The organism is Kutzneria sp. NPDC052558 (assembly GCF_044547355.1).
Lineage (GTDB): Bacteria > Actinomycetota > Actinomycetes > Mycobacteriales > Pseudonocardiaceae > Kutzneria.
The window spans coordinates 22,220-42,932 of sequence record NZ_JBIUAG010000019.1; the positions used below are offsets into that span (position 1 = coordinate 22,220).

Below are 20,713 nucleotides of genomic sequence, written 5' to 3' on the forward strand. Positions count from 1 at the left end.
CAGATTGGCACCCCCGATGCTCCTCAGCAGAGTACTGCCCGTGGTGACCGCGGCCGGACTGCTCCTCGCGAGCGGTCCGGCCGTGGTCGCGCACGCGGCCGACGCCACCAACCTCGCTCTCGGCAAGCCGATCACCGCGTCCTCGGTGGTCGGCAACTTCGCCGCCAGCAACGCCGACGACGGCGACCCGACGACCTACTGGGAGGCCGCCGGCAACAGTTTTCCCAACACGCTGGCGGTTTCGCTCGGCTCCAACGCTGACGTGACGTCAATCGTGTTGCGCCTCAACCCCTCCACCGACTGGGGCGCGCGCACCCAGACCATCGAGGTGCTCGGCCGCGACCAGGACGCCACCGCCTTCACCAGCCTCGTCGCCAGCGCCCCCTACGTCTTCGACCCGGCGACCGGCAACACCGTGACCATCCCGGTGACCGCCCGCGTGGCCGACGTGCAGCTGAGGATCACCGGCAACACCGGCTCCGGCGGCGGCCAGATCTCCGAGTTCGGCGTCTACGGCACCCCGTCGCCCAACCCCGACCTGACCGTCACCGACGCGGCCTGGACACCGGGCACGCCGTCCGAGACCGACGACGTCACCGCCGCCGCGACTGTCAGGAACATCGGGCAGCTGGCCACTTCCGCCACCACCAACGTCAGCTTCTACCTGGGCACGACCAAGGTCGGCACCACCCAGGTCGGACCCATGGCCGTCGGCGCGACCGCCACCGTCTCGGCCGGGATCGGCCGGCACGACGCCGGGTCGTACCGGCTGACCGCCAAGGTCGACGAGGCCAACCGGATCATCGAGTCCGACGAGTCCAACAACGCCTTCGCCGACCCGACGCCGCTGGCGATCGCCCCGGTGGCCAGCTCCGACCTGGTCGCCACGGTCAGCCCGACGCCGGACCAGCCCTCGGCCGGCGATCCGGTGAACTTCGTTGCCACGCTGCGCAATCAGGGCACGAAGCCGTCCGCGGCCGGCGCTCACACGGTGAAGGTCACGATCACCGACACCAACACCGGCCGGCTCCAGACCATCCTCGGCGGCGCCCAGGTCGGCGTCCTCGCGCCCGGCGCGTCGACCACGGTCAAGCTCGGCGTCTGGGCGCCGGCTGCCGACGGCCGCTACACCGTCAAGGCCGAACTTTCCACTGACGGCAACGAAGTCGCCATCAAGCGGACCAACAACGTGAGCAGTCAGGACCTCTACGTCGGCCGCGGCGCGGCGATGCCGTACCGCACGTATGAGGCGGAGAACGGTGTGCTGTCCGGCGGGGCCGCCGTTGTCGGTCCCAATCGGACGATCGGCGACCTGGCCGGCGAGGCGTCGGGCCGCGAGGCCGTGACCCTGAACCAGACCGGGGCCTCGGTGGAGTTCACCACCAAGGAGCCGACCAACACCCTGGTCACCCGGTTCTCCGTGCCCGACGGCACGGCGTCCACTTTGGACGTCTACGTGAACGGCAAGTTCCTCAAGCCGATCACCTTGGACCCCGAGTACGTCTGGCTGTACGGCCCGGAGGCGTCGCCGAGCAACGACCCGGCCGCCGGCCCGGCCCGGCACATCTACGACGAGGCCAACCTGTTGCTGGGCGCCACCGTGCCGGCCGGCAGCAAGATCCGGTTGCAGAAGGACGCCGCCAACACCGGCTCCTTCGCCATCGACTTCGTCAGCCTGGAGCAGGCCACCCCGGTCGCCAACCCCGACCCGGCCCACTTCGTCACCCCCGCCGGCTTCAGCCAGCAGGACGTGCAGGCCGCGCTGGACAAGGTGCGCACCGACATCACCGGCGCCTACACCGGCGTCTACCTGCCGGCCGGGAACTACCAGACCACCGAGAAGTTCACCGTCACCGGCACCGCGGTGAAGATCGTCGGCGCCGGCCCGTGGTTCACCCGCTTCCTGGCCCCGCAGGACAAGAAGAACGTCGACGTCGGCTTCCGGATCGACAGCTCCGCCAACGGTTCCAGCTTCGCCGGCTTCTCCTACTTCGGCGACTACGACACCCGCTTGGACGGCCAGGGCCGCGTCTTCGACCTGGCAGGAGTGTCGGACCTGAGCATCGACAACGTGTGGGTCGAGCACTCCGTGGTCATGGTGTGGGGCACCAATGTGCACAACCTGACGGTGTCCAACTCACGGGCGCGGGACCTGATGGCCGACGGCGTCAACCTGACCAACGGCAGCACCGGCAACCACGTTGTCAACAACGAGGCGCGCAGCACCGGTGACGACAGCTTCGCGCTGTGGGCCGCCACCGACCTGCACGACGGCGACCAGCGCGACAACCTGTTCGAGCACCTCACCGCGCTCACCCCGTGGCGGGCCGCCGGTGTCGCCGTCTACGGCGGGCAGGCCAACTCCTTCCAGGACGTCGTCGTGGCCGACACCCTGGCCGGCAGCGGCGTGACCATCAGCTCGCTGAACTTCGGCGTCACCATGCGGGACTTCGGGCCGGACACCACCGCGCTGCACAACTTCTCGGTCGTGCGCTCCGGCGGGCACTTCTGGGGCGGGCAGACCTTCCCGGCGATCTGGGTGTTCTCCGCCACCAACAAGTTCCAGGCGATTCGGGTGTCCGATGTGGACATCACCGAGCCGACATACAGCGGCGTGATGTTCCAGACCGACTACATCAACGGCCAGCCGGCCTACCCGATCACCGACACCGAGTTCGACCGGGTCTCGATCAGCGGCGCCCGGCTGTCCGGCGACGCCTTCGAGGCGAAGTCCGGATTCGGCCTGTGGGCCAACGAGTTCCCCGAACCGGGCCAGGGCCCGGCCGTCGGCTCCGTGACGTTCCACGACCTGCGCCTGTGCGACAACGCCCAGGACGTCAAGAACACCACGAGCACGTTCACGATCACCGTGGAGTAAGGCCTCACCGGAAGCGTGGGGCCGGCCGATTCGGCCGGCCCCACGTTTTGTCAGCCCCGGTAGCAGCGGCCGTTGTGGTAGAGCTCGCCCGCCGAGACCGGCAGACCGGCGGGCGGGTTGACCGTGTAGGGGCGGGAACCGTTGCGGGTCAAGGATTCCTCGCAGCGTTGCAGGCCGCGGTCGGTGGCGGCGCCGGTCCACAGGTCGATGTGGGAGCCGGTGCAGCCGGCGCAGCTGTCCTCGAGGATGAAGTAGCGCCGGACGTCGGGCACGTAGATCCTGGTGCCGGGGGCGAAACGACCCGGCTGGGCGGCGAAGGTGGTGGGGTCGTCGAACGTGCCGGAGCCGCCGGCCTGGCCGTGCCGCACGTCGGGGTACGCGATCTCGCGGCTGCCGGGGGGATCGTTGTCGGCCGCGCCGTAGAAGGTGATCTGGCCGGAGGTGTCCTGGCCTGGCGGCGATGTTGTGCTGGTGGGGGAGGGAGCGGCGGGTGCGGTGGTGGTGGGCTTGGCCGCGGAGGTGGTGACAGTGGGCGCGGTGAGGGCCTGGGTGGTGGAGGGCGCGGGGGCGGTCGTGGTGGTCACGTAGGTTGCGCCGCCGATGATCGGAGGCCCGGCCGCCCCGGCGATGGACACGCCGGCGATGCGCTGCGGCGGGGCGGACACGACCACGGCCGCGCCGAAAACGGCCAGGGCGGCGACGCCGGCCGCCCCGGCGAGAACTCTCGTCCGCATGTGTGAATGTCCTTGACGGTCAACGGTTGTGCCCGGAACCTATCGGCCGGATGATCACCGTCAAGGGTCCAAGGTCCCTAGTCCCAGTCGACGGCGATGCCCGCGAGTCCCCGCCCGACGCAGGAGAAGTAGGCGCTGGCCACGCCGCCGATGCCGCACACCAGGTCCTCGGACAGCGTCGGCTCGGAGTCCTCCCGGGTGCGGAAGTAGCTGGTGCAGCGGGCCGGCATCGCCTTGCGGTGAAAGGCGATCTGCAACAGGTACTCGCCGGAGGGCTCACGGAAGGTGCGGTTGGTGCCGGGCGTGGGCCGCGCCGGCTCGCTGTGCAGGCTGAAGCAGAACACGTGCCGCTCGCCCTCGGTCAGCCGGCGGTCGAACAGCAGCTCGGCGACCATCGTCGAGGATTGCGCATGTCGCCTGATCCGCCCGGTCCGGCAGCCCTCGGCCGTTCGGATCACGCAGTCCTCGACCGAACTGCCGTCGTCGGCGTGGTACATCGCGATGTACCGGTCCGGCCCGGCGGTGGTGGCCTGCACGACCATCCGGGTGGTGGACGAGCGCTGCGAGCGGCGCTGGTCGATGGTGATCATGTCGTGCACGGAGAGCGTGCCCAGCTCCCCGTTGCACTGGGTGGCCTCCTCCGACACGTCCAGTTCGCTCAGCAGCGCGGCGGAGCCGGACCAGAACGAGGTCAGCTCGATGAAGGAGCCGACCGGCTGGCGGTCGGGGGTCGGCCGGGTGCGCGGGCCCACCAGCACCACGAGCGAATCGGGCGGCAGCGCCAGGACCCGCTCCAGGGCGCGTAAGGCGGTCAGGGCGCGCGGCACCTCGGGATGGCGCAGGCCGCGCTGCCAGTAGCTGAGGGTGGACTGCCCGACGTGCACACCCATCCGGTCCAGGTGCGCGCCGAGCCGGGCCAGCGACAGGCCGCGGTGGGCGATGGCGGTGCGCAGGGCGCGCGGGAACGGGCCGTAGCGCAGGGCCTCGACGAGGTTCGCGTCGAGTTCTGACCCGGAGGGCCCAACGGGGGTTGTCGGCTCGGTGCTCATCCGTCCAGGGGCGTTCGCAGGGTGTGAACGGCGTGTGAACGTTCACCGTAGGTGGCCACGCTCCGCGGCGGAAGGCCCTGATCGGCGGGGAACGCTCCGCTCGGTCACCGGACACTCTTGTCCGCCACTGTGAGGTCACGCACAGTCATCGCAGCCGCCGGTCGCGGTGCCCTGCACCCCGCGACCGGCGCGCCACCGAAGGTTGTCTCCCCGCCAGGAGGTCGAGGCCCCGTGCACGCACTCGCGGCCACCGCCGTCGCGGCGGCGCTGGTGGCAGCGCCGGCCGCCGCGCCGGCGCTACACCCCGCCCGGCCCAGCCAACAATCCCTCGAAGGGCGGAAGGGTGCCGGCGCGCTGCCGGTCGCGGTGACGCAGAGATACCTCCTGAGACTGCCCGGATCGCCAAACCCGGGCGCCGATGTGCACGCCAGCTATTCCGGTCGCGAGGATCCGCCGCCGACCGGCGATCCCGCCCCGCCCAGCCCGGGCATGATCGTGCTGCTGGCGGTGTTGGCGCTGGTGGGAGCGGGTGCGCTGATGGTCGCGCCGCGCTGGCTGCGGGCCGCCGAACCGCCGTCCGGGGCGTCCGCCGAACGGCGCTGCGCTACCCCTAGTGGATGATCGTGCGTGAGACCACCGGTTCTGGCGGGCGGACCGGCTAGTGGACAAGCCTCGCGGATCGTATCCTGGACGGTGACGCCCCAAAGCGGGTGTCCGCCGGGTTCGGCGGCAACCGAGACCCTGGCGCCCGCGACCCCACTGTGCCGGAGGAGGAGTCATGCCACTCTCCGAGCACGAGCAGCGACTGCTCGACCAGATCGAGCGTGCGCTCTACGCTGAGGACCCGAAGTTCGCCTCCACTGTGCGTGGTGCTCGTCTCCGGCGGCCGTCCCGACGGCGTCGGCTCTACGGCATCGTCGCCTTCCTTGTTGGTGTGGCTTTGCTCGTATTCGGTGTGATCGTGCCGCTCAAGCTCGCCAGCATCCCCATTGTCAGCGTGCTTGGCTTCCTGGTCATGTTCGTCGGTGCTCTGCTGACGCTGACAACACTGACCAAGGGCGGCGCCTCCGCCGAGGGTTCCGGGCAATCCGGCGGCACCCCGCACCGCTCCGGCTTCGCGCAGCGCATGGAAGATCGTTTCCGCAAGCGCTTCGAAGAGGAGTGACCCCGACACATCCCTTCGACGCTCCACCCGCTCCAAGGGCCTCCTCCGCTGAGGGGGCCCTTTAGCGTTGCCAGCAGGCGCCCTTTAGGGGCACGTACGACGCGCAGGCGGCATTCGACCGTGCCGCCGACCTACAGTCGCCCTGTCCCGGAGCGCGACTCGTGGAGGTGGCGGTGGAGGAGCTGGCGTCGGAGGTCGGGCCGGACCGGATCGAGGTCTGCTACGAGCGGTTCGGCGACCCGGGGGACCCGGCGGTGCTGCTGATCATGGGGGCCAACGCCCAGATGATCAGCTGGCCGGAGGTCTTCTGCCGGGAGCTGGCCGGCCACGGGGTGCAGGTGATCCGGTTCGACAACCGGGACGCCGGCCGGTCCACGCACTTCCACGACGGGCCCAAGGCCGACGTGATGGCCGCGTTGAATGGCGACTTCAGCAGCGCCTCCTACACCCTGGACGACATGGTGGCCGACACCTTCGGCCTGCTGGACGTGCTGGGCGTCGACGCCGCGCACATCGTCGGCGCCTCGATGGGCGGCTTCATCGGGCAGCTGGCGGCGCTCGGGCATCCGGAGCGGGTCCGCTCCCTGACGGTGATGATGACGAGCACCGGCGACCCGACCGTGGGCCAGGCCGACATGGCCCTGTTCCGGGAGATGGGGCCGCAGCCGCGGGACCGGGCCGGCTACGTCGACTGGTACGTCAGGGCCCTGCCGGTCTTCGGCTCGGCGGCCTTCCCCCAGGATCCGGTCGAGGTCGCGAAGATGGCCGGCCGGTACCACGACCGGGGCTACGACCCGGAGGCGATGATGCGCCACGCCGTGGCCCAGGTGGCCGCCGGCGACATCACGGCACGACTGCGCGACCTGGCCGTGCCGACGCTGGTGATCCACGGCGACGCCGACCGGATGTGCGACGTCAGCGGCGGCCGGGCGGTCGCGGCGGCCATCCCCGGGGCCGAGCTCGTGATCGTCAAGGGCATGGGGCACAGCGTTCCCCGCCAGCTGGCGGCGGAGTTGGCCCAGCGGATCGCCGACCACATCGCCGCTAGCTGAGCCGGTCCTCGACCATCGCGGCGATGGCGGCCATGCCGGCCGGCTTGGGGTGGTACGCGGAAATGCCCGCCGGCACCACGTACTTCTCGATCCACGGCTCGGCCGAGCAGGCGTTGTGAGACAGGCTCGCCGTCGCCACGTCGACCAGGGTGGCGTGGCGGTCGGCGGCGGCCGCCCGGGTGGCGGCGTCGAGCTGGACTCGCAAACCGCGCTCGAACGCCAGGTGCGCGTCGGACATCGGGACGCCGTCGCACAGCGGCCCGGCGACGGGCAGGATCGTCTGGTAGTCCACGACAACCACGCGCGCCTGCGGGGCCCGCGCCCGCACGGCGTCGATCACGGCGGCGATGCGGGAGCCGACGGTCTTGAGCCCGGCGGTGATCGCGGCCTGGTCGACGGCGCCGCACGAGGAGCCGCCGCTGTCCTGGCACGAGTAGCTGCCGAGGCTGCCCAGGTAGTTCACGTCGTTGCCGCCGATGGTCATGGTCACGAGCCGGGTGTCCGCGGTGACCGCCTGGATCTGCGGCGGCTGCCCGGCCTGCGAGGTGGTGAGCACGTTGGCGGTGGTGGCGCCGCTGCACGTGGCGTCGGTCAGGGCCAGGCCCAGCTTCCCGGCGACCAGGTTGGCGTAGTTGCGGGAGGAACGACCGCAGGCGGCGGGACCGCCGGGTTCGGCCGGCGGGATGCCCGGCCCGGCGGCGAAGGAACTGCCCAGGGCCACGTACCTCGCGCCGGGCGGGATCAACTCGGCCGCCTGCGCCTTGGCCGGTTGCAAGGCCAGCATCGCGCCCATCGCGGCCCCGAGGATCACGCCCGCCCCCACCCACCGCTGAACCGCCATGGCACGGGTCCCCTCTCTCCGTCCGGTCCCGATACGGTGACAGGCGGCCGGCGCCGGCGGTAGCGGCCGTATTCTGAGCAATTCGCTAGAACTCGGGGGACGCGGTGACCAATTCGGCGCGACGGCCGGGGCCGGAACGGCCCTCCGACGCCCGGCTGTACGACGTGATGCTCGGTGGCGGCAACAACTTCCAGGCCGACCGGGCCCTGGCCGACGAAGTGCTGCGCGACGCGCCGTGCGTGCGGGCCGCGGCCATCGCCAGCCGTCGGTTCCTACGCGAGGCCACCCTGCACATGCTCCGCCACGGCATCGACCAGTTCCTCGACCTCGGCTGCGGGCTGCTCGCCGCCGGCAGCGTGCACGAGCTGGCCCCGGACAGCCGCGTGGTCTACGTGGACAAGGACGACGTGGCCACCGCGCACTGCGAGCTCACCCTGCGCGGCCGGCCCGGGGTGCGGGTGCTCACCGCGGACGTGTGCCACGTGCACCGGGTGCTCACTTCCCCAGCCGTGCGCGAAATCCTGGACCTGACCCGCCCCGTCGGCGTGCTGATGACAGCATTGCCGCACTTCATCCTGGACGAGCAGAACCCGGCCGCGGTCATCCGCGGCTACCGGGACGCGGTGGTCCCCGGCAGCATGCTCGCGTTGACCCACCTCACCGAGGACAAGCGCCCGGAGGAGGTGGCGGCCTTCGCCAAGCACATGGCCGGCATCGGCTCGCCGTTCCAGGCCCGCCCGCACGCCGACGTGCTCGCCCTCTTCGACGGCTTCGAGGTGGCCCCGCCGGGCCTGGTGCTGGCCTCGCACTGGCCCGACCCGGTGGACGGCCCCGGATCCGAGGCCATCTACGCGGGCTTGGGACGCAGGCGCTAGCGCCGGTTGACCACCGAGCGGGGCAGCACCCGGGCGGTGAACGCGAGCGGCGCGGTCCGGTGCAGGCTGGCCCGCAGCTCGGACACCGCCGACACCAGCGACGGGTCGACCGACTCCCGGCCGCCGTACCACGAGCCCTCGACAGCGGTGATGACCTGGCGCAACGCCTCCCGGCCGGGCTCGTCCAGCTCGTGCTCACGGGCCAGCCGCCGCCCGGTCGCCCGCACGGTCTCGGTCATCGACACCACCGAGCCGCGGTCCACGGACTCGGCCAGCACCTCGGCCCACGCGGCCTCGGCGGCCTCGGAGCCGAGCGCGGCGATCTGCCGGAGCCGGACCCGCCGCCGCCAGGCCCGGATCGCCGCCGGTGACACGGCGATCAGCACCACGGCCAGGAACCCGGACAGCCACCACGACAGGTACGAGGCCAGCGCCAGCACCACCAGCGACCAGGCCACGACCGCCGCCGGCAGCAGCCACTGGGACGGCAGCCAGCGCGGCAGCTTCAGCTTGGCCCGCGTGCCGTCGTCGGGCCGCTTCCCCCCGAACAGGCCCAGCAGCACGGACACCACCAGCGCGACCAGGAGCAGCAGCGCCATCGCCCACACCTGCGGCGAGGACAGGTCGAGCACCGACGTGTTCGCGTCGTCGCGGGTGTCGGCCGGAACGGCCGCCGCCGACGAGGAGGCGTGCGGGGCGGTGGTGACACTCGGCCCGGTGGAGCCGGAGGTGCTGGGCCCGTTGTCGTTGCTGTCGGACGGGCTGGTGTCCGACATGTACGGCGGCGGCACCACCCGGCTGCCGGCCGGCGTCGGGTCGAACCGCACCCAGCCGTAGTCCGGGAAGTGGATCTCGACCCAGGCGTGCGCGTCCCCGCCGGTGATCGTGCGCTGGGTGGCGTCGCCGTTGACCGACACGCCCGGGGTGAAGCCGATCGCCACCCGGGTCGGGATGCCCATCGAGCGGGTCATCGCGGCCAGCGCCGACGCGTACTGCTCGCAGAACCCCTTCCTGGTGTTGAACAGGAAGTCGTCCAGCTTGGGCGCGTTCGGGTCCTGGGGCGTGGCGTCCAGGCTGTAGCTGAAGCCGTTCTCGCCGCTGTTGAGGTACTGGGTCAGCGCCCGCACCTTGTCGAAGGTGGTGGTCAGCCGGCCGGTCACCTGGTTGATCAGGTTCCTGACCCGCTGGTCGACCTGGATCGGCGCCCGATAGCGGGAGTCGACCCGGGTGTCGTCGACGACGCCCTCGGAGCGCAGCTGCTCCTGGGTGGGCAGGGTCAGCTGGGCCCGCTCCACGTAGGCGCCGAACTGCTGGGCGCCCGGGGCCCAGAGGGTCTGCGCGGTCGGGTCCCAGCGCCAGTCCGAGCCCAGCCCGGTCACCGCCACCGGCCGGCCGAACACCGGGGCCCACTGGTCGCTGAACTGGTTGGGCGCGATGTTGATCGTGGTCACCGGGCCGCCGACGGCGCTGTCGGTGTCCAGGTCGCGCCGGCCGATCTGGTCGCCGCCGGAGATGGGCGCGCCGACCTGCCAGCCCTCGTTGTCGACGTACTTGTCCAGCGTGACCAGCCGCAGGTAGTCGCTGTCCTTCAGGCCGTTGACCCGGAACAGCTCCTGGTTGCTCTGGCTGGTCAGCAGGCCCTGGAGCTTGGTGTACGGCTTGAGCCCGAACGGCCCGCCGTCGGCGCCGCCGGCCCCGCCGCCGGGCAGCCGGCCGACCGTGCCGATCACGGTGAAGCTGCCGCCGACCACCAGCGCCAGGATGATCGACACCGCCACCACGCCGCTGGCCTCGTGGCTGGGCTGGCTCTGGCTGGAGCCGGTGGCCCCGCTGCGCCGGCCCCGCCACGCCTTGTGCTTCTGCCGGCCGTCGATGGCCAGCAGCGCGGCGAACGCGGCCGAGCCGAGCACGAAGCTCCACCACGGCAGCATCTCGTCGGCCAGCGAGGCCGGCACCGCGTACACGCACAGCAGCACCAGCCCGGACGCGGCCGGCGCCTTGGCCTCGATGGCCAGCATGTCCACGACCACCGCGACCAGGCCGATGGCCACCACGATCAGGCACAGGATGGGCGCGTCGGCCGGCACCGGCGGGACCTCGGTCTGCACCGCGGTGACCGACCGGCCCAGCACGTCGGCCAGGTCCCGCAGGGCCGCCGGCCCGGGCAGGATGAGCAGGATCCCGTTGGTGCTGAACGACATCGTCAGCAGACACAGCAGCACGAACAGCTCGCCCAGCGCGACCACCGGCGGCTGCGCGCGCAGCTGCCGCAGCAGTATGCCGGTGCCGACGATCATGCTGATGGCGATCAGCAGGTAGAACAGCCACAGCGTGCCCTGGACCACGCCCGAGAGCGCCGTCGCCGCGCACAGCACGGCGAAGCCGGCGGCGATCGGCGTGGTCGGCAGCGTCCAGGCCGGCTCGGGCGGCGGCACCGGCGCCCGGTGCCGCGGCGTCCGCACGTCCGACATGGTCATCAGGCGATACCCCCTTCGCCCACGGCGACCGCGCCGCCACGGGTGCCGGCCCGGCACAGCTCGGTCCACACCACGCTGACCGGCATGTCCGGCTTGGCGACCACCACGCCCCAGCCGGAGCCGCGCAGCAGCCGGACCGCGTCGGCCAGCTCGGTCGCCGTGGTGGCGTCCGCGCCCGGGGCCCAGGCGGTGACGTCCAGCAGCACCGCCATGCTGCGCGTGACGCGCGGACGGTGTCGCATCAGCTCGGTGGCGGCCACCGGGTTGGCCGCGCCGAGCACGGCGATCAGCTCCTGCCCGTTGCCGGGGTCGCCGCCGCACACCAGGTCCCGCTGGTGCGAGGCGTGCAGCGCGGCCAGCGCGTCCAGCACCACCACGTCGCTGTGCCCGGCGTCGGCGTAGCCGCCGGCGAGCACCTTGCCGTCCTCGGTGACCAGCCGCACCTGGTGGCCGTGCCGGTGCAGGTGCAGGCAGACGCTGGCGGCCATCGAGATGGCCCACTCCAGGCTGCTGGTCGGGCCGGCGCCGCGGTGCGCGGCCGAGCGGTGGTCGAGCAGCACGGTCGTGCCGCCGCGCCACGGCTTCTCCTCCAGGCGCACCATCAGCTCGTCCCGGCGGGCCGAGGACCGCCAGTGCACCTTGCGCAGGTCGTCGCCGTGCCGGTACTGCCGCACCACCGCGTCGTCCTCGCCCTGGCCGGAGCGCAGCCGCACCGCGCCCTCCTCGCCCGCGCCCATGCCGGCGCCGCCGGGCAGCCCGGTCAGGCTGTGCACGCGGGGCACCACGACCAGGCGGGTGCTGCCGGCCAGCTCACGGTCGAACTCGGCCATGCCGAACGGGTCGGTGATGCGGCCCAGCAGCGGGCCCACGTGCTGGACCCCGCGCAGCACCGGCCGCAGCTGGTAGCGCAGCGGGATGCGGTGGTGGCGCGGCAGCCGCTCCAGCACGAAGCGGGGCCGGCTGCCCAGCGCGTACGGCACGCCGTCCTCCAGCAGCAGGCCGCCGGTCGGCAGCCGGCCTTCGCTGCGGATGTCCACGCGGACCTCGGCGGTGCCGCCGACCGGGATGCGCTCGGGCGCGACCTGCCGGGTGGCCGACAGGCCCACCCGGGACCGGGACGTGAGCACCGCCGCCAGCACCGGCAGCGCCACCACGAACACCGCGATACGCAGCAGGTCGCGTTCGTTGAGCACGAGGGAGCAGACGCCCGCCGCCAGTCCCGCCGCCATCAGGCAGCGTCCGCGGGTCGTCAGTCCGGCCAGCACCTTCATCAATGCCCTTGCCGCATCCCGAGCCGACGGCCGTTCGGGCCGGACACGGGTTGGGCCACCTGCCCGTTGCCGCCGTGGGGGATCACGACGCGTTGCAGCACACTGCGGATCAGGTCGGCCGGCGAGCGCCGCGCGGCCAGCGCCTCGGCGGTCAGCACCAAGCGGTGGGCCAGCACCGGCACCGCGACCGCGTGCACGTCGTCCGGCACCACGAACTCGCGGCCGGCCAGCGCCGCCTGCGCCCGCGCGGCCCGCACCAGGTGCAGCGTCGACCGCGGCGAGGCGCCCAGCCGCAGCTCCGGCAGCCGGCGCGTGGCCGAGACCAGCTCGACGGCGTAGCGCTTGATCTCCGGCGACAGGTGCACCGTGCGGACCGCCGCCACCAGCTGCTTGATCTGCTCGGCGTCCGACACCGGGCGCAGGTCCTCCAGCGGGTCCCGGCCGGCGTGCTCGTCGACCATCGCCAGCTCGGCCTGCGGGTCCGGGTAGCCGATGGAGACCCGGCAGGTGAAGCGGTCCCGCTGGGCCTCGGGCAGGGCGTAGGTGCCTTCCATCTCGATCGGGTTCTGGGTGGCGATGACCATGAACGGGGAGCCCAGCGCGTAGGTCTGCCCGTCGATGGTGACCTGGTGCTCCTCCATGCACTCCAGCAGCGCCGACTGGGTCTTGGGGGAGGCGCGGTTGATCTCGTCGCCGACCACGATGTTGGCGAACACCGGACCCGGGCGGAACTCGAAGTCGCTGGTGTTGCGGTTGAAGATGGAGACGCCGGTGATGTCGCTGGGCAGCAGGTCCGGCGTGAACTGCACGCGGCTGACCGTGCAGTCGATGGACCGGGCCAGGGCCTTGGCCAGCGAGGTCTTGCCCACGCCGGGCACGTCCTCGACCAGCAGGTGGCCCTCGGCGAGCAGGGTGACCAGCGCGACCCGCACCACCTCGGGTTTGCCCACCAGCACGTGTTCGACGTTGGCCGCGATCCGCTGCGCGGTGTCGTGCAGCCGGCCGAGCGCCGACTGCGGCTGCTCCGGCGCGCCGGCGGCGGGGCCGGGGGCCTGCGTGGTAGGCGGGGTACTCGACGTCAACTTCGCCCTCCAAAGGCCAACGCGAGGGTCTCGCGTGGCATCAGCGTTCTTTGCAGTGTGTCAAATCGCGGCGAAGCGTCCCAAGGGATCCGCGCATTCACCTCCGCACCCGCTCCCCGGTTTCCCCCACTGCGCCCCACCCGACCCGACGCGCGGGCCCCGGCAGGGGGTTCTGTCGATCATCGGGGCTGTCGCCGAGTGGAGTGAGGCCGATCCCGCCCCACTCCGCCCCCTACCCCTCCTACCTGCGAAAACCGTCGAGAAAAACGGGTCGGGGCGGGCCTGTCGGCGTTGACTGTGGCGGAAAGTGGGGTAGTGTGGCGGCCGGTGGGGCGAACGGGGGTCCCATCGCCGGTCCGGTCCCTGCCCGGGGACTTGGTTCGGGTTGGAGGTGGGCGTGAGGTGTTCCTCGGCACGCACACCCCCAAGCTGGACGACAAGGGTCGGCTGACGCTGCCGGCGAAGTTTCGGGACGCGCTCGCAGGGGGTCTCATGGTCACCAAGGGCCAGGACCACTGCCTCTACGTGTTCCCTCGCGCGGAGTTCGAGCAGATGGCCCGCAAGGTGGCGGAGGCTCCCCTGACCAATGAGGCGGTCCGGGCATACCAGCGCTACCTGTTCGCGGGCACCGACGAGCAACGGCCGGACAGCCAGGGGCGCGTCACCATCGTTCCCGAACTGCGCCGCTACGCCGGGCTGGCCAAGGACTGCGTGGTGATCGGCGCGATCACCCGCCTGGAGATCTGGGACGCGCAGGCCTGGCAGCGCTACCTGGACGAGCACGAGGACGACTACGCCCAGGCTCGGGAGGAGGTTCTTCCCGGACTGTTCTGAGACAGGGGTCATGACCGACCCGGGTGCCGTTTGGCCTCGGTCCGCTCGGCTATCGGCCCTGGCGCACCTTCCCCGGCGCCAGGTTCGACGGGCGGGCGGGGACCTGACCGCATCCGAAGCCGGCAAGGCTCGAACCACAACCAGAGAAAGGGGAGTGAGCGGCAACCGCGTGCGGAAGGGGGTTGGCCGTGACCGACATGTCCGACCAGCCCGAGTTCGGCCAGCCCGAGTTCGACCAGCACAGGGCCAGGCACGTGCCCGTCCTGCTCGACCGCATCGTGGAGCTGTTCGCTCCCGCCCTGTCCGACCGCCCGGCCTTCCTGGTCGACTGCACCCTGGGCCTTGGCGGCCACTCGCACGCGCTGCTGTCCGCCTATCCCCAGCTCACGCTGATCGGGCTGGACCGCGATCCCGAGGCGCTGTCGCTGGCCGGGCGGCACCTGGCCGAGTTCGGCGACCGGGTGCGTCTTGTCCATGCCGTGTACGACGAGTTGCCACGGGTCTTGGTTCAGCAGGGCCTGCCCGAGGTGCAGGGCGTGCTGTTCGACCTCGGCGTCTCCTCGCTGCAACTGGACGTCGCCGAGCGCGGCTTCGCCTACGCCCAGGACGCGCCGCTGGACATGCGCATGGACCCGACCACCGGGCAGACCGCGGCCGACGTGCTCAACAACTACCCGTTCGCCGACCTGGCCCGGATCCTGCGCGAGTACGGCGAGGAGCGGTTCGCCGGCAAGATCGCCAAGGCCATCGTGGCCGAGCGGGCCAAGGAGCCGTTCACCACCAGCCCGCGGCTGGTGCAGCTGCTGCACGACGTGATCCCGGCGGCCAGCAAGCGCACCGGCGGGCACCCGGCCAAGCGCACCTTCCAGGCGCTGCGCATCGAGGTCAACGGCGAGCTGGAGGTGCTGCGGCGGGCCATCCCGGCCGCGCTGTCGGCGCTGGCCGTCGGCGGCCGCATCGTCGTCGAGTCGTACCACTCGCTGGAGGACCGGCTGGTGAAGCGGGCGCTCACCGAGCTGTCGGTGTCCACCAGCCCGCTGGACCTGCCGGTGGAGCTGCCCGGGCACGGCCCGCAGCTGAAGCTGGTCACCCGCGGCGCCGAGCAGGCGGATGAGCAGGAGATCGCCGACAACCCGCGGTCGGCGTCCGTGCGGCTGCGTGCCGCGGAACGGATCCGGAGGGCGTCATGAGCGCACCCGCACGTGTGGGCGCCCAGACGCCCGGCACCCCGTCGCCCACTCCGGCCACCCGTCGCCGCAGTCGGGTCAGCGAACGCAAGATCGAGCGCGATCCGGCCCAGCCCGGCACCCGGGCCACCCGCGGCCGGACCACCGCCGCCCAGCGCGCCTACGCCCGCAAGGCCAGCCGCAAGCAGCGCTGGCCCTGGGCCAAGCAGGCCGCCGGGCTCAAGGTCGCCTCCCGCACCCCGTTCGTGCTGCTGGTGATGGGGCTGCTGGCCGCGGGCGTGATGGTGACGCTGTTCCTGTCGCTGTCCGCGGTCGCCGACTCGTACCGGCTCGAGGACGCCAAGAAGAAGACCACCGACCTGACCAGCCGGGTGGAGCAGCTCAAGGCCGACGTGGCCAAGGGCGAGTCGCCCGAGGTGCTCTACGACCAGGCTCGCAAGCTGGGCATGGTGCCGGCCCCGGACCCGGGGCGGCTCAAGGTCAACCCGGACGGCTCGGTCAGCCTCACCGGCAGCCCCACCGCGGCGACCACGACCACCACGCCGCCGCCCTCCTCGTCGTCCACCTCCGCGCCACCCCCGGCCACCAGCTCGACCAACTCGTCCACCAGCCAGCCGCCCGCTTCCGGAGGAGGCCACTAGATGCCCGCCAACCGCACCGCAGGCGGGCGTCCGGCCACGCGTCCCCGTCCCGTCGTCCGGAGCGGGGGCCCCGCTCCCCGGCCGGCCGGCCGCAAGCCCCGCCGCGGCGCGGCGGCCGGCGTCGGCAACCACCCCCGGCGGATCGTGGTCAGCCGGATGGTGATGGTGGCCGTGCTGGTGATCGCGGCCGTGCGGCTGGTCTTCGTGCAGGGTGTGCAGGCCGAGGAGCTGTCGGCCCGGGCCGAGCAGCAGCGGGCCACCCAGACCGTGCAGCAGGCGCTGCGGGGCCAGATCCTGGACCGCAACAACACGCAGCTGGCGTTCAGCGTGGAGACCCGGCTGCTGTCGATGAACCCCAAGCAGCTCAAGGCCAGCTGGGCCGACCCCAAGAACCTCGCCGTCTACAAGGACCTCGACCACGGCGACACCTACGACGCCTACACCCAGGGCATGGCCGACTTCATCCACCAGCAGCTCGGCGACCAGGTGAAGACGGCCGACCTGCTGACCGCCATCCGGTCCGACAAGACGTACGTGGAGCTGGTGAAGGACGCCGACCCGGTCAAGGCCACCGCGATCATCAAGCGCTACGCCGAGATCGCCCCCAGCGCCCGGCAGCTGCGGGTGTACCCGGACGGCTCGGTCGGGTCCAACCTCGTCGGCTACGCCCAGTGGGGCGTGGACGCCAAGACGCCGGTCGGCCTGACCGGGCTGGAGAACTCGCTCGACGACACCCTCAAGGGCGTCAACGGCACCACCACCGTCGACACCGCCAACGGCAACGACGACCTGGAGCTGCCCGGCACCATCCGGGACAGCACGCCGGCCGTGCCCGGGTCGAACGTGCAGCTGACCATCGACGCCGACGTGCAGTACCAGGCCCAGCAGATGCTGGAGGCCTACCAGAAGCAGAGCGGGGCCGCCGACGGCAGCATGGTCGTGATGGACGCCAAGACCGGCGAGGTCTACGCGATGGCCGTCACCAACGGCTTCAACCCCAACAAGTTCAACGAGGTCACGTCCAACGACCAGCTCGGCAACTCCGCCGTCAGCACGCCGTTCGAGCCCGGCTCGGTCGGCAAGGTCGTCACCGCCGCCGGGGCCATCGAGTACGGCATCGAGCAGCCCGACAGCGTCATCGACGTGCCCTCGTCGTTCAAGCTGGCCGACCGCACCGTCACCGACGCCTGGTCGCACGGCGACGTGCAGATGACCATGGCCGGCGTGATCGCCAAGTCCTCCAACATCGGCACGCTGGAGGTGGCCCAGAAGATCGGGCAGGACCGCTTCGTCGACCTGCTGACCAAGTTCGGGCTCGGGCAGAAGACCGGCATCGGGCTGCCCGGCGAGAGCGCCGGCTCGGTGCCGCCGCGCAGCACCTGGTCCGGCTCCACCTTCGCCAACCTGCCCATCGGCCAGGGCCTGTCCATGACCCTGCTGCAGATGGCCGGCATGTACCAGGCCATCGCCAACGACGGGCTGCGGGTGCCGCCGCGGATCATCAAGTCGGTGACCAAGGCCGACGGCGCCGTCGTGCCCACGCCCAAGCCCGACCCCGTCCGCGTGGTCAGCCCCCAGACGGCGAAGACCGTGCGGGACATGATGCGGGCCGTCATGCAGAAGGACCCCAAGGACTACCTGCAGAACGGCACCGGCTACCCGGCCGCGCTGGCCGGCTACCAGCTGTCCGGCAAGACCGGCACCGCGCAGCAGCCCGACCCGGCGCTGGGCGGCAAATACAGCCAGACCAAGTACTGGATCACCTTCGCCGGCATCCTGCCCGCCGACAACCCGCGCCTGGTCGTCGGCATCATGCTGGACAAGCCCACCTACGGCCTGCAGGCCGGCACCTCGGCCGCGCCGCTGTTCCACCAGTTCGGCACCTACCTGGTGCAGCACTTCCAGATCCCGATGTCGGCGACCCCGTCCCCCGTCGTCCAGCTTCAGCTCCCGTAGGGCTCCCGGAACGGCTGGGCGCGCAGCAGGTCGACGATCGCCCCGTTGATCTCGGCGATCTCGCCGTCGGCGACGTAGCGCTGGGTGCGGGCGTGCCCGATCGACTTGATCAGGCCGTGCTGCCGGAGCTGCTGAAGGTCGCGCACGGACTGGTCTCGGGTCAGGTCCTCGTCCTTGGCGTAGGTGGATCGGCGCAGCTCGCCGACGGCGGCGGCGTACAGGCCGGAGACCATGCGCTCGTGGAGTTCGTGTTCCACGACAACGCTTTCCAGCGCGGCCCAGAGCTGGGCGGCGCGGTCCACCCGCCGCTGCACGATCTGCGCCTGGAGGTGATGGGCCCGCAGGCAGAACCGGACCCACTGGTGGGCGTCGGCCCGCTGGGGATTCCATACCGGGCCCAGCGTGGCCAGGGCGTCGTAGTAGCGAAAGGTGTTGTGCGGGTCGCCCAGCCATTCCTCGATCGAGGAGAACTCCGGCGCGAGCACCTTGTCCTGGGCCAGCACGAGCGTGTGCAGGCAGCGGGAGGTCCGGCCGTTGCCGTCCCGCCACGGGTGGATCTTGACCAGGTTCGCGTGCGCCATCGCCGCGCGCACCAGGGCCGGCTGGTCGGTGTCGCCGGTGTTGAGCCACTCCACCAGCTCGGCCATCAGCCCGGGCACGATCTCCGCGTCGGGGCCGGTGTAGGCCGGGCGCAGGGGATCCTGGCCGGTCACGTAGATTCCGCCGGCGCGGTAGCGGCCGGGCCACTTGCCCAGGTCGTACTTCTGGATCATGAAGTGCAGCGCGCTGAGCATCATGTCCTGATAGCTGAAGTTCTTCATGTGGGCCGACTGCTGCACCCAGGTCAGCGCGTCGCGGTAGCCGGTGACCGCCAGCCTGGTCGCGTCGTCGACGGTCGCGGACATGGCCTCGCCCTCGACCAGCGCCGCGGCGTCCTCGGTGCTGACGTGGATGCCCTCGATGGAGTTGGAGCCGCGGATCGCCCCGGCCTCCAGGTCCCGCCGCAGGCGGCCCTCCCACCGGCGGTGCTCTCGCACCTGGAACCGCAGCTTCTGCCGATAGTCGTCGATCTCCGCCAGCACTCGACGGTCGTCCTCGGTCAGTCCGGGCGTGGCTACCAGCATCCTTCGATGCTACCAAAGACGTAGCAATAACGGCCGGGGGACCGGCCTGCGGCAATCCGTGGGACGGCCTAGTTGACTGCGGCTTTCGGGCTAGTCGCGGCTGCTCCGGGCTCGGCTCTTCGGGTGATGGGGGTCGGCCCGTTGACGCGGCGTCAGGTAGAAGGAACTGCCGGAGTCGGGGAGGTGCGAATGGTCTGCGAGCAGCAAGCGGCCCGCTATTCGGATGTCTTCGCGCTACGGGAGTTCCGGGCGCTGTTCGTGGCCCAGCTGCTGTCGGTGCTGGGCGACCAGTTCGCCCGGGTGGCGCTGTCGGTGCTGGTGTTCGACCGCACGCAGTCGCCGGGACTGACGGCGCTGGCCTACGCGCTGACCTACCTGCCGGACCTGTTCGCGGGGCCGCTGCTGGCCGGCATCGCGGACCGCTACCCCCGCCGCACGGTGATGGTGGCGACGGATCTGGCCCGCGCGATCCTGGTGGCGCTGATGGCGTTCCCGGGAGTGCCGCTGCCGGTGCTGTGCGCCCTCCTGGTGGGCGTGCACGCGCTGGGATCGCCGTTCAGCGCGGCCCGGGCGGCGACGCTGGCCCAGGTGCTGCGCGGCGACCGCTACGTGCTGGGCACGGGCGCGGCGGACATGGTGGACCAGCTGGCCCAGGTGCTGGGGTTCGCGGTCGGCGGCCTGGTGATCGTGGCCACCGGCCCGGGGCCGGGCCTCCAGATCGACGCGGCGACCTTCCTGGTGTCGGCGGTGATCGTCCGCTTCGGCGTGCACGACCGCCCGGTGCCGGCGTTCCCGACCGTGCGGGACCCGGTGCAGCCGTGGTGGCCGTCGCTGGTGACGGGCGCGGTGACCGTCTGGACCACGCCGAAGCTGCGGGCGCTGGTGCTGCTGGCCTGCGTCGCCGGCTTCTACGTGACGATCGAGGCGCTGGCGGTCCCGTACTCGGTGGCTGTCACCGGCACCGACGACGCGGTCGGCCTGCTGCTGGCCGCCGGCCCGGCGGGCGCGATCGTCGGCATGTGGGCGATCAGCCGCCTGCTGCCGGGCCGCCGGCTCAAGCTGCTCGGACCGCTGGCCGTGCTGGCCAGTCTTCCTTTGGTGCTGGCGGTTTTCCGTCCTTCCGTGCCGCTGATGATCGCGCTGCTCGTCGTGTCCGGCATCGGCTCGGCCTACCACATGGTCGCCCGCTCGGCGTTCGTGCAGTCGGTGCCGGATCACGGCCGGGGCCAGGCCTTCGGCCTGGCGGTGATGGCGTTGCGGACCGCCCAGGGCACGGGCCTGCTGCTCGCGGGCGTGTGCGCGGAGGCCTTCGGCGCCCCGACGGTGTTGTCCGGTGCCGGTGTCACCGGCACACTGGTCGCGGGGGGGGGGGGGGGGGGGGGGGGGGGGGGGGGGCCGCCCCCCCCCCCCCCCCCCCCCCCCCCCCCCCCCCCCCCCCCCCCCCCCCCCCCCGCCCCCCCCCCCCCCCCGGGGGGGCGGGGGGGGGCCCCCCCCCCCCGCGGGGGGCCCCCCCCCCCCCTTCCAAGCGTCAAAGGCGGGGGTCAGGG

The 20,713-nt window shown here is 72.1% G+C and carries 17 protein-coding genes; 10 read left to right on the forward strand and 7 right to left on the reverse strand.

The window, feature by feature from the left end; genetic code table 11:
* Window positions 1-40: 40 nt before the first annotated feature.
* Entirely contained in the window at window positions 41-2,878 is a 2,838-nt protein-coding gene (locus ACIG5F_RS29985; protein ID WP_396523164.1) for a CARDB domain-containing protein, read from the forward strand.
* Between the two features lie 50 nt (window positions 2,879-2,928).
* Here ACIG5F_RS29985 and ACIG5F_RS29990 read toward each other — a convergent pair whose 3' ends face one another.
* Both ACIG5F_RS29990 and ACIG5F_RS29995 read right to left on the reverse strand, forming a co-directional pair.
* Entirely contained in the window at window positions 2,929-3,612 is a 684-nt protein-coding gene (locus ACIG5F_RS29990) for a hypothetical protein (RefSeq protein ID WP_396523166.1), read from the reverse strand.
* A 77-nt stretch (window positions 3,613-3,689) separates the two neighbouring features.
* A complete protein-coding gene (locus ACIG5F_RS29995; protein WP_396523168.1) occupies window positions 3,690-4,661 on the reverse strand; it encodes a helix-turn-helix domain-containing protein in 972 nt (323 codons plus the stop codon).
* A gap of 231 nt (window positions 4,662-4,892) precedes the next feature.
* Between ACIG5F_RS29995 and ACIG5F_RS30000 the strand changes: the two genes are divergently transcribed.
* The 3 genes from ACIG5F_RS30000 to ACIG5F_RS30010 all read left to right on the forward strand — a co-directional run bounded on the left by ACIG5F_RS30000 (window position 4,893) and on the right by ACIG5F_RS30010 (window position 6,878).
* Window positions 4,893-5,282 carry a hypothetical protein gene (locus tag ACIG5F_RS30000; protein ID WP_396523170.1) on the forward strand — a complete coding sequence of 130 codons (390 nt, stop codon included), beginning with the start codon at window positions 4,893-4,895 and terminating at the stop codon, window positions 5,280-5,282.
* Between the two features lie 157 nt (window positions 5,283-5,439).
* Window positions 5,440-5,826: a DUF3040 domain-containing protein gene (locus tag ACIG5F_RS30005; protein ID WP_396523172.1), complete on the forward strand. Its 387-nt coding sequence runs from the start codon at window positions 5,440-5,442 to the stop codon at window positions 5,824-5,826.
* A gap of 173 nt (window positions 5,827-5,999) precedes the next feature.
* Complete coding sequence (locus ACIG5F_RS30010) at window positions 6,000-6,878, forward strand: alpha/beta fold hydrolase (protein ID WP_396523174.1); 879 nt, start codon at window positions 6,000-6,002, stop codon at window positions 6,876-6,878.
* On the opposite strand, the gene ACIG5F_RS30015 is transcribed toward ACIG5F_RS30010, so the two are convergent.
* Complete coding sequence (locus ACIG5F_RS30015) at window positions 6,871-7,719, reverse strand: SGNH/GDSL hydrolase family protein (protein WP_396523176.1); 849 nt, start codon at window positions 7,717-7,719, stop codon at window positions 6,871-6,873. The genes ACIG5F_RS30010 and ACIG5F_RS30015 overlap by 8 nt on opposite strands.
* Window positions 7,720-7,823: 104 nt before the next feature.
* Here ACIG5F_RS30015 and ACIG5F_RS30020 point away from each other — a divergent pair, with 104 nt between their 5' ends.
* Window positions 7,824-8,594 (forward strand): SAM-dependent methyltransferase, encoded by a 771-nt coding sequence (locus ACIG5F_RS30020; RefSeq protein ID WP_396523178.1) that lies wholly within the window; start codon window positions 7,824-7,826, stop codon window positions 8,592-8,594.
* On the opposite strand, the gene ACIG5F_RS30025 is transcribed toward ACIG5F_RS30020, so the two are convergent.
* From ACIG5F_RS30025 to ACIG5F_RS30035, 3 genes are read right to left on the reverse strand one after another with little or no spacing between them, the layout of a single operon-like run.
* Complete coding sequence (locus ACIG5F_RS30025) at window positions 8,591-11,065, reverse strand: transglutaminaseTgpA domain-containing protein (protein WP_396523180.1); 2,475 nt, start codon at window positions 11,063-11,065, stop codon at window positions 8,591-8,593. The two genes, ACIG5F_RS30020 and ACIG5F_RS30025, sit on opposite strands and share 4 nt — an antisense overlap.
* A gap of 5 nt (window positions 11,066-11,070) precedes the next feature.
* Window positions 11,071-12,345, reverse strand: coding sequence for a DUF58 domain-containing protein (locus ACIG5F_RS30030; protein WP_396523182.1), 1,275 nt, complete (start codon window positions 12,343-12,345; stop codon window positions 11,071-11,073).
* Entirely contained in the window at window positions 12,342-13,424 is a 1,083-nt protein-coding gene (locus ACIG5F_RS30035) for an AAA family ATPase (RefSeq protein ID WP_396523184.1), read from the reverse strand. Before ACIG5F_RS30035 ends, ACIG5F_RS30030 begins: the two co-directional genes overlap by 4 nt.
* Before the next feature lie 402 nt (window positions 13,425-13,826).
* On the opposite strand from ACIG5F_RS30035, the gene mraZ reads away from it, so the two are divergent.
* The 4 genes from mraZ to ACIG5F_RS30055 all read left to right on the forward strand — a co-directional run bounded on the left by mraZ (window position 13,827) and on the right by ACIG5F_RS30055 (window position 18,042).
* Window positions 13,827-14,258 carry a division/cell wall cluster transcriptional repressor MraZ gene (gene mraZ / locus ACIG5F_RS30040; protein WP_396523186.1) on the forward strand — a complete coding sequence of 144 codons (432 nt, stop codon included), beginning with the start codon at window positions 13,827-13,829 and terminating at the stop codon, window positions 14,256-14,258.
* Window positions 14,259-14,455: 197 nt separating this feature from the next.
* Entirely contained in the window at window positions 14,456-15,448 is a 993-nt protein-coding gene (gene rsmH / locus ACIG5F_RS30045; protein WP_396523380.1) for a 16S rRNA (cytosine(1402)-N(4))-methyltransferase RsmH, read from the forward strand.
* Window positions 15,445-16,086, forward strand: a complete 642-nt coding sequence (locus ACIG5F_RS30050; RefSeq protein WP_396523188.1) for a hypothetical protein — start codon at window positions 15,445-15,447, stop codon at window positions 16,084-16,086. Before rsmH ends, ACIG5F_RS30050 begins: the two co-directional genes overlap by 4 nt.
* Window positions 16,087-18,042, forward strand: a complete 1,956-nt coding sequence (locus tag ACIG5F_RS30055; protein ID WP_396523190.1) for a peptidoglycan D,D-transpeptidase FtsI family protein — start codon at window positions 16,087-16,089, stop codon at window positions 18,040-18,042.
* Here ACIG5F_RS30055 and ACIG5F_RS30060 read toward each other — a convergent pair.
* Window positions 18,030-19,166, reverse strand: coding sequence for a Fic family protein (locus tag ACIG5F_RS30060; RefSeq protein ID WP_396523192.1), 1,137 nt, complete (start codon window positions 19,164-19,166; stop codon window positions 18,030-18,032). The genes ACIG5F_RS30055 and ACIG5F_RS30060 overlap by 13 nt on opposite strands.
* A gap of 189 nt (window positions 19,167-19,355) precedes the next feature.
* On the opposite strand from ACIG5F_RS30060, the gene ACIG5F_RS30065 reads away from it, so the two are divergent.
* On the forward strand, window positions 19,356-20,713 hold a 1,358-nt coding region (locus tag ACIG5F_RS30065; RefSeq protein WP_396523194.1), incomplete at its 3' end, for an MFS transporter.

Coding starts and splice junctions, on each gene's coding strand:
- ACIG5F_RS29990 (WP_396523166.1), bottom strand. CDS start 3,612: ATGCGGACGAGAGTTCTCGCCGGGGCGGCCGGCGTCGCCGCCCTGGCC.
- ACIG5F_RS29995 (WP_396523168.1), bottom strand. CDS start 4,661: ATGAGCACCGAGCCGACAACCCCCGTTGGGCCCTCCGGGTCAGAACTC.
- ACIG5F_RS30005 (WP_396523172.1), top strand. CDS start 5,440: ATGCCACTCTCCGAGCACGAGCAGCGACTGCTCGACCAGATCGAGCGT.
- ACIG5F_RS30015 (WP_396523176.1), bottom strand. CDS start 7,719: ATGGCGGTTCAGCGGTGGGTGGGGGCGGGCGTGATCCTCGGGGCCGCG.
- ACIG5F_RS30025 (WP_396523180.1), bottom strand. CDS start 11,065: ATGTCGGACGTGCGGACGCCGCGGCACCGGGCGCCGGTGCCGCCGCCC.
- rsmH (WP_396523380.1), top strand. CDS start 14,456: ATGTCCGACCAGCCCGAGTTCGGCCAGCCCGAGTTCGACCAGCACAGG.
- ACIG5F_RS30050 (WP_396523188.1), top strand. CDS start 15,445: ATGAGCGCACCCGCACGTGTGGGCGCCCAGACGCCCGGCACCCCGTCG.
- ACIG5F_RS30055 (WP_396523190.1), top strand. CDS start 16,087: ATGCCCGCCAACCGCACCGCAGGCGGGCGTCCGGCCACGCGTCCCCGT.
- ACIG5F_RS30060 (WP_396523192.1), bottom strand. CDS start 19,166: ATGCTGGTAGCCACGCCCGGACTGACCGAGGACGACCGTCGAGTGCTG.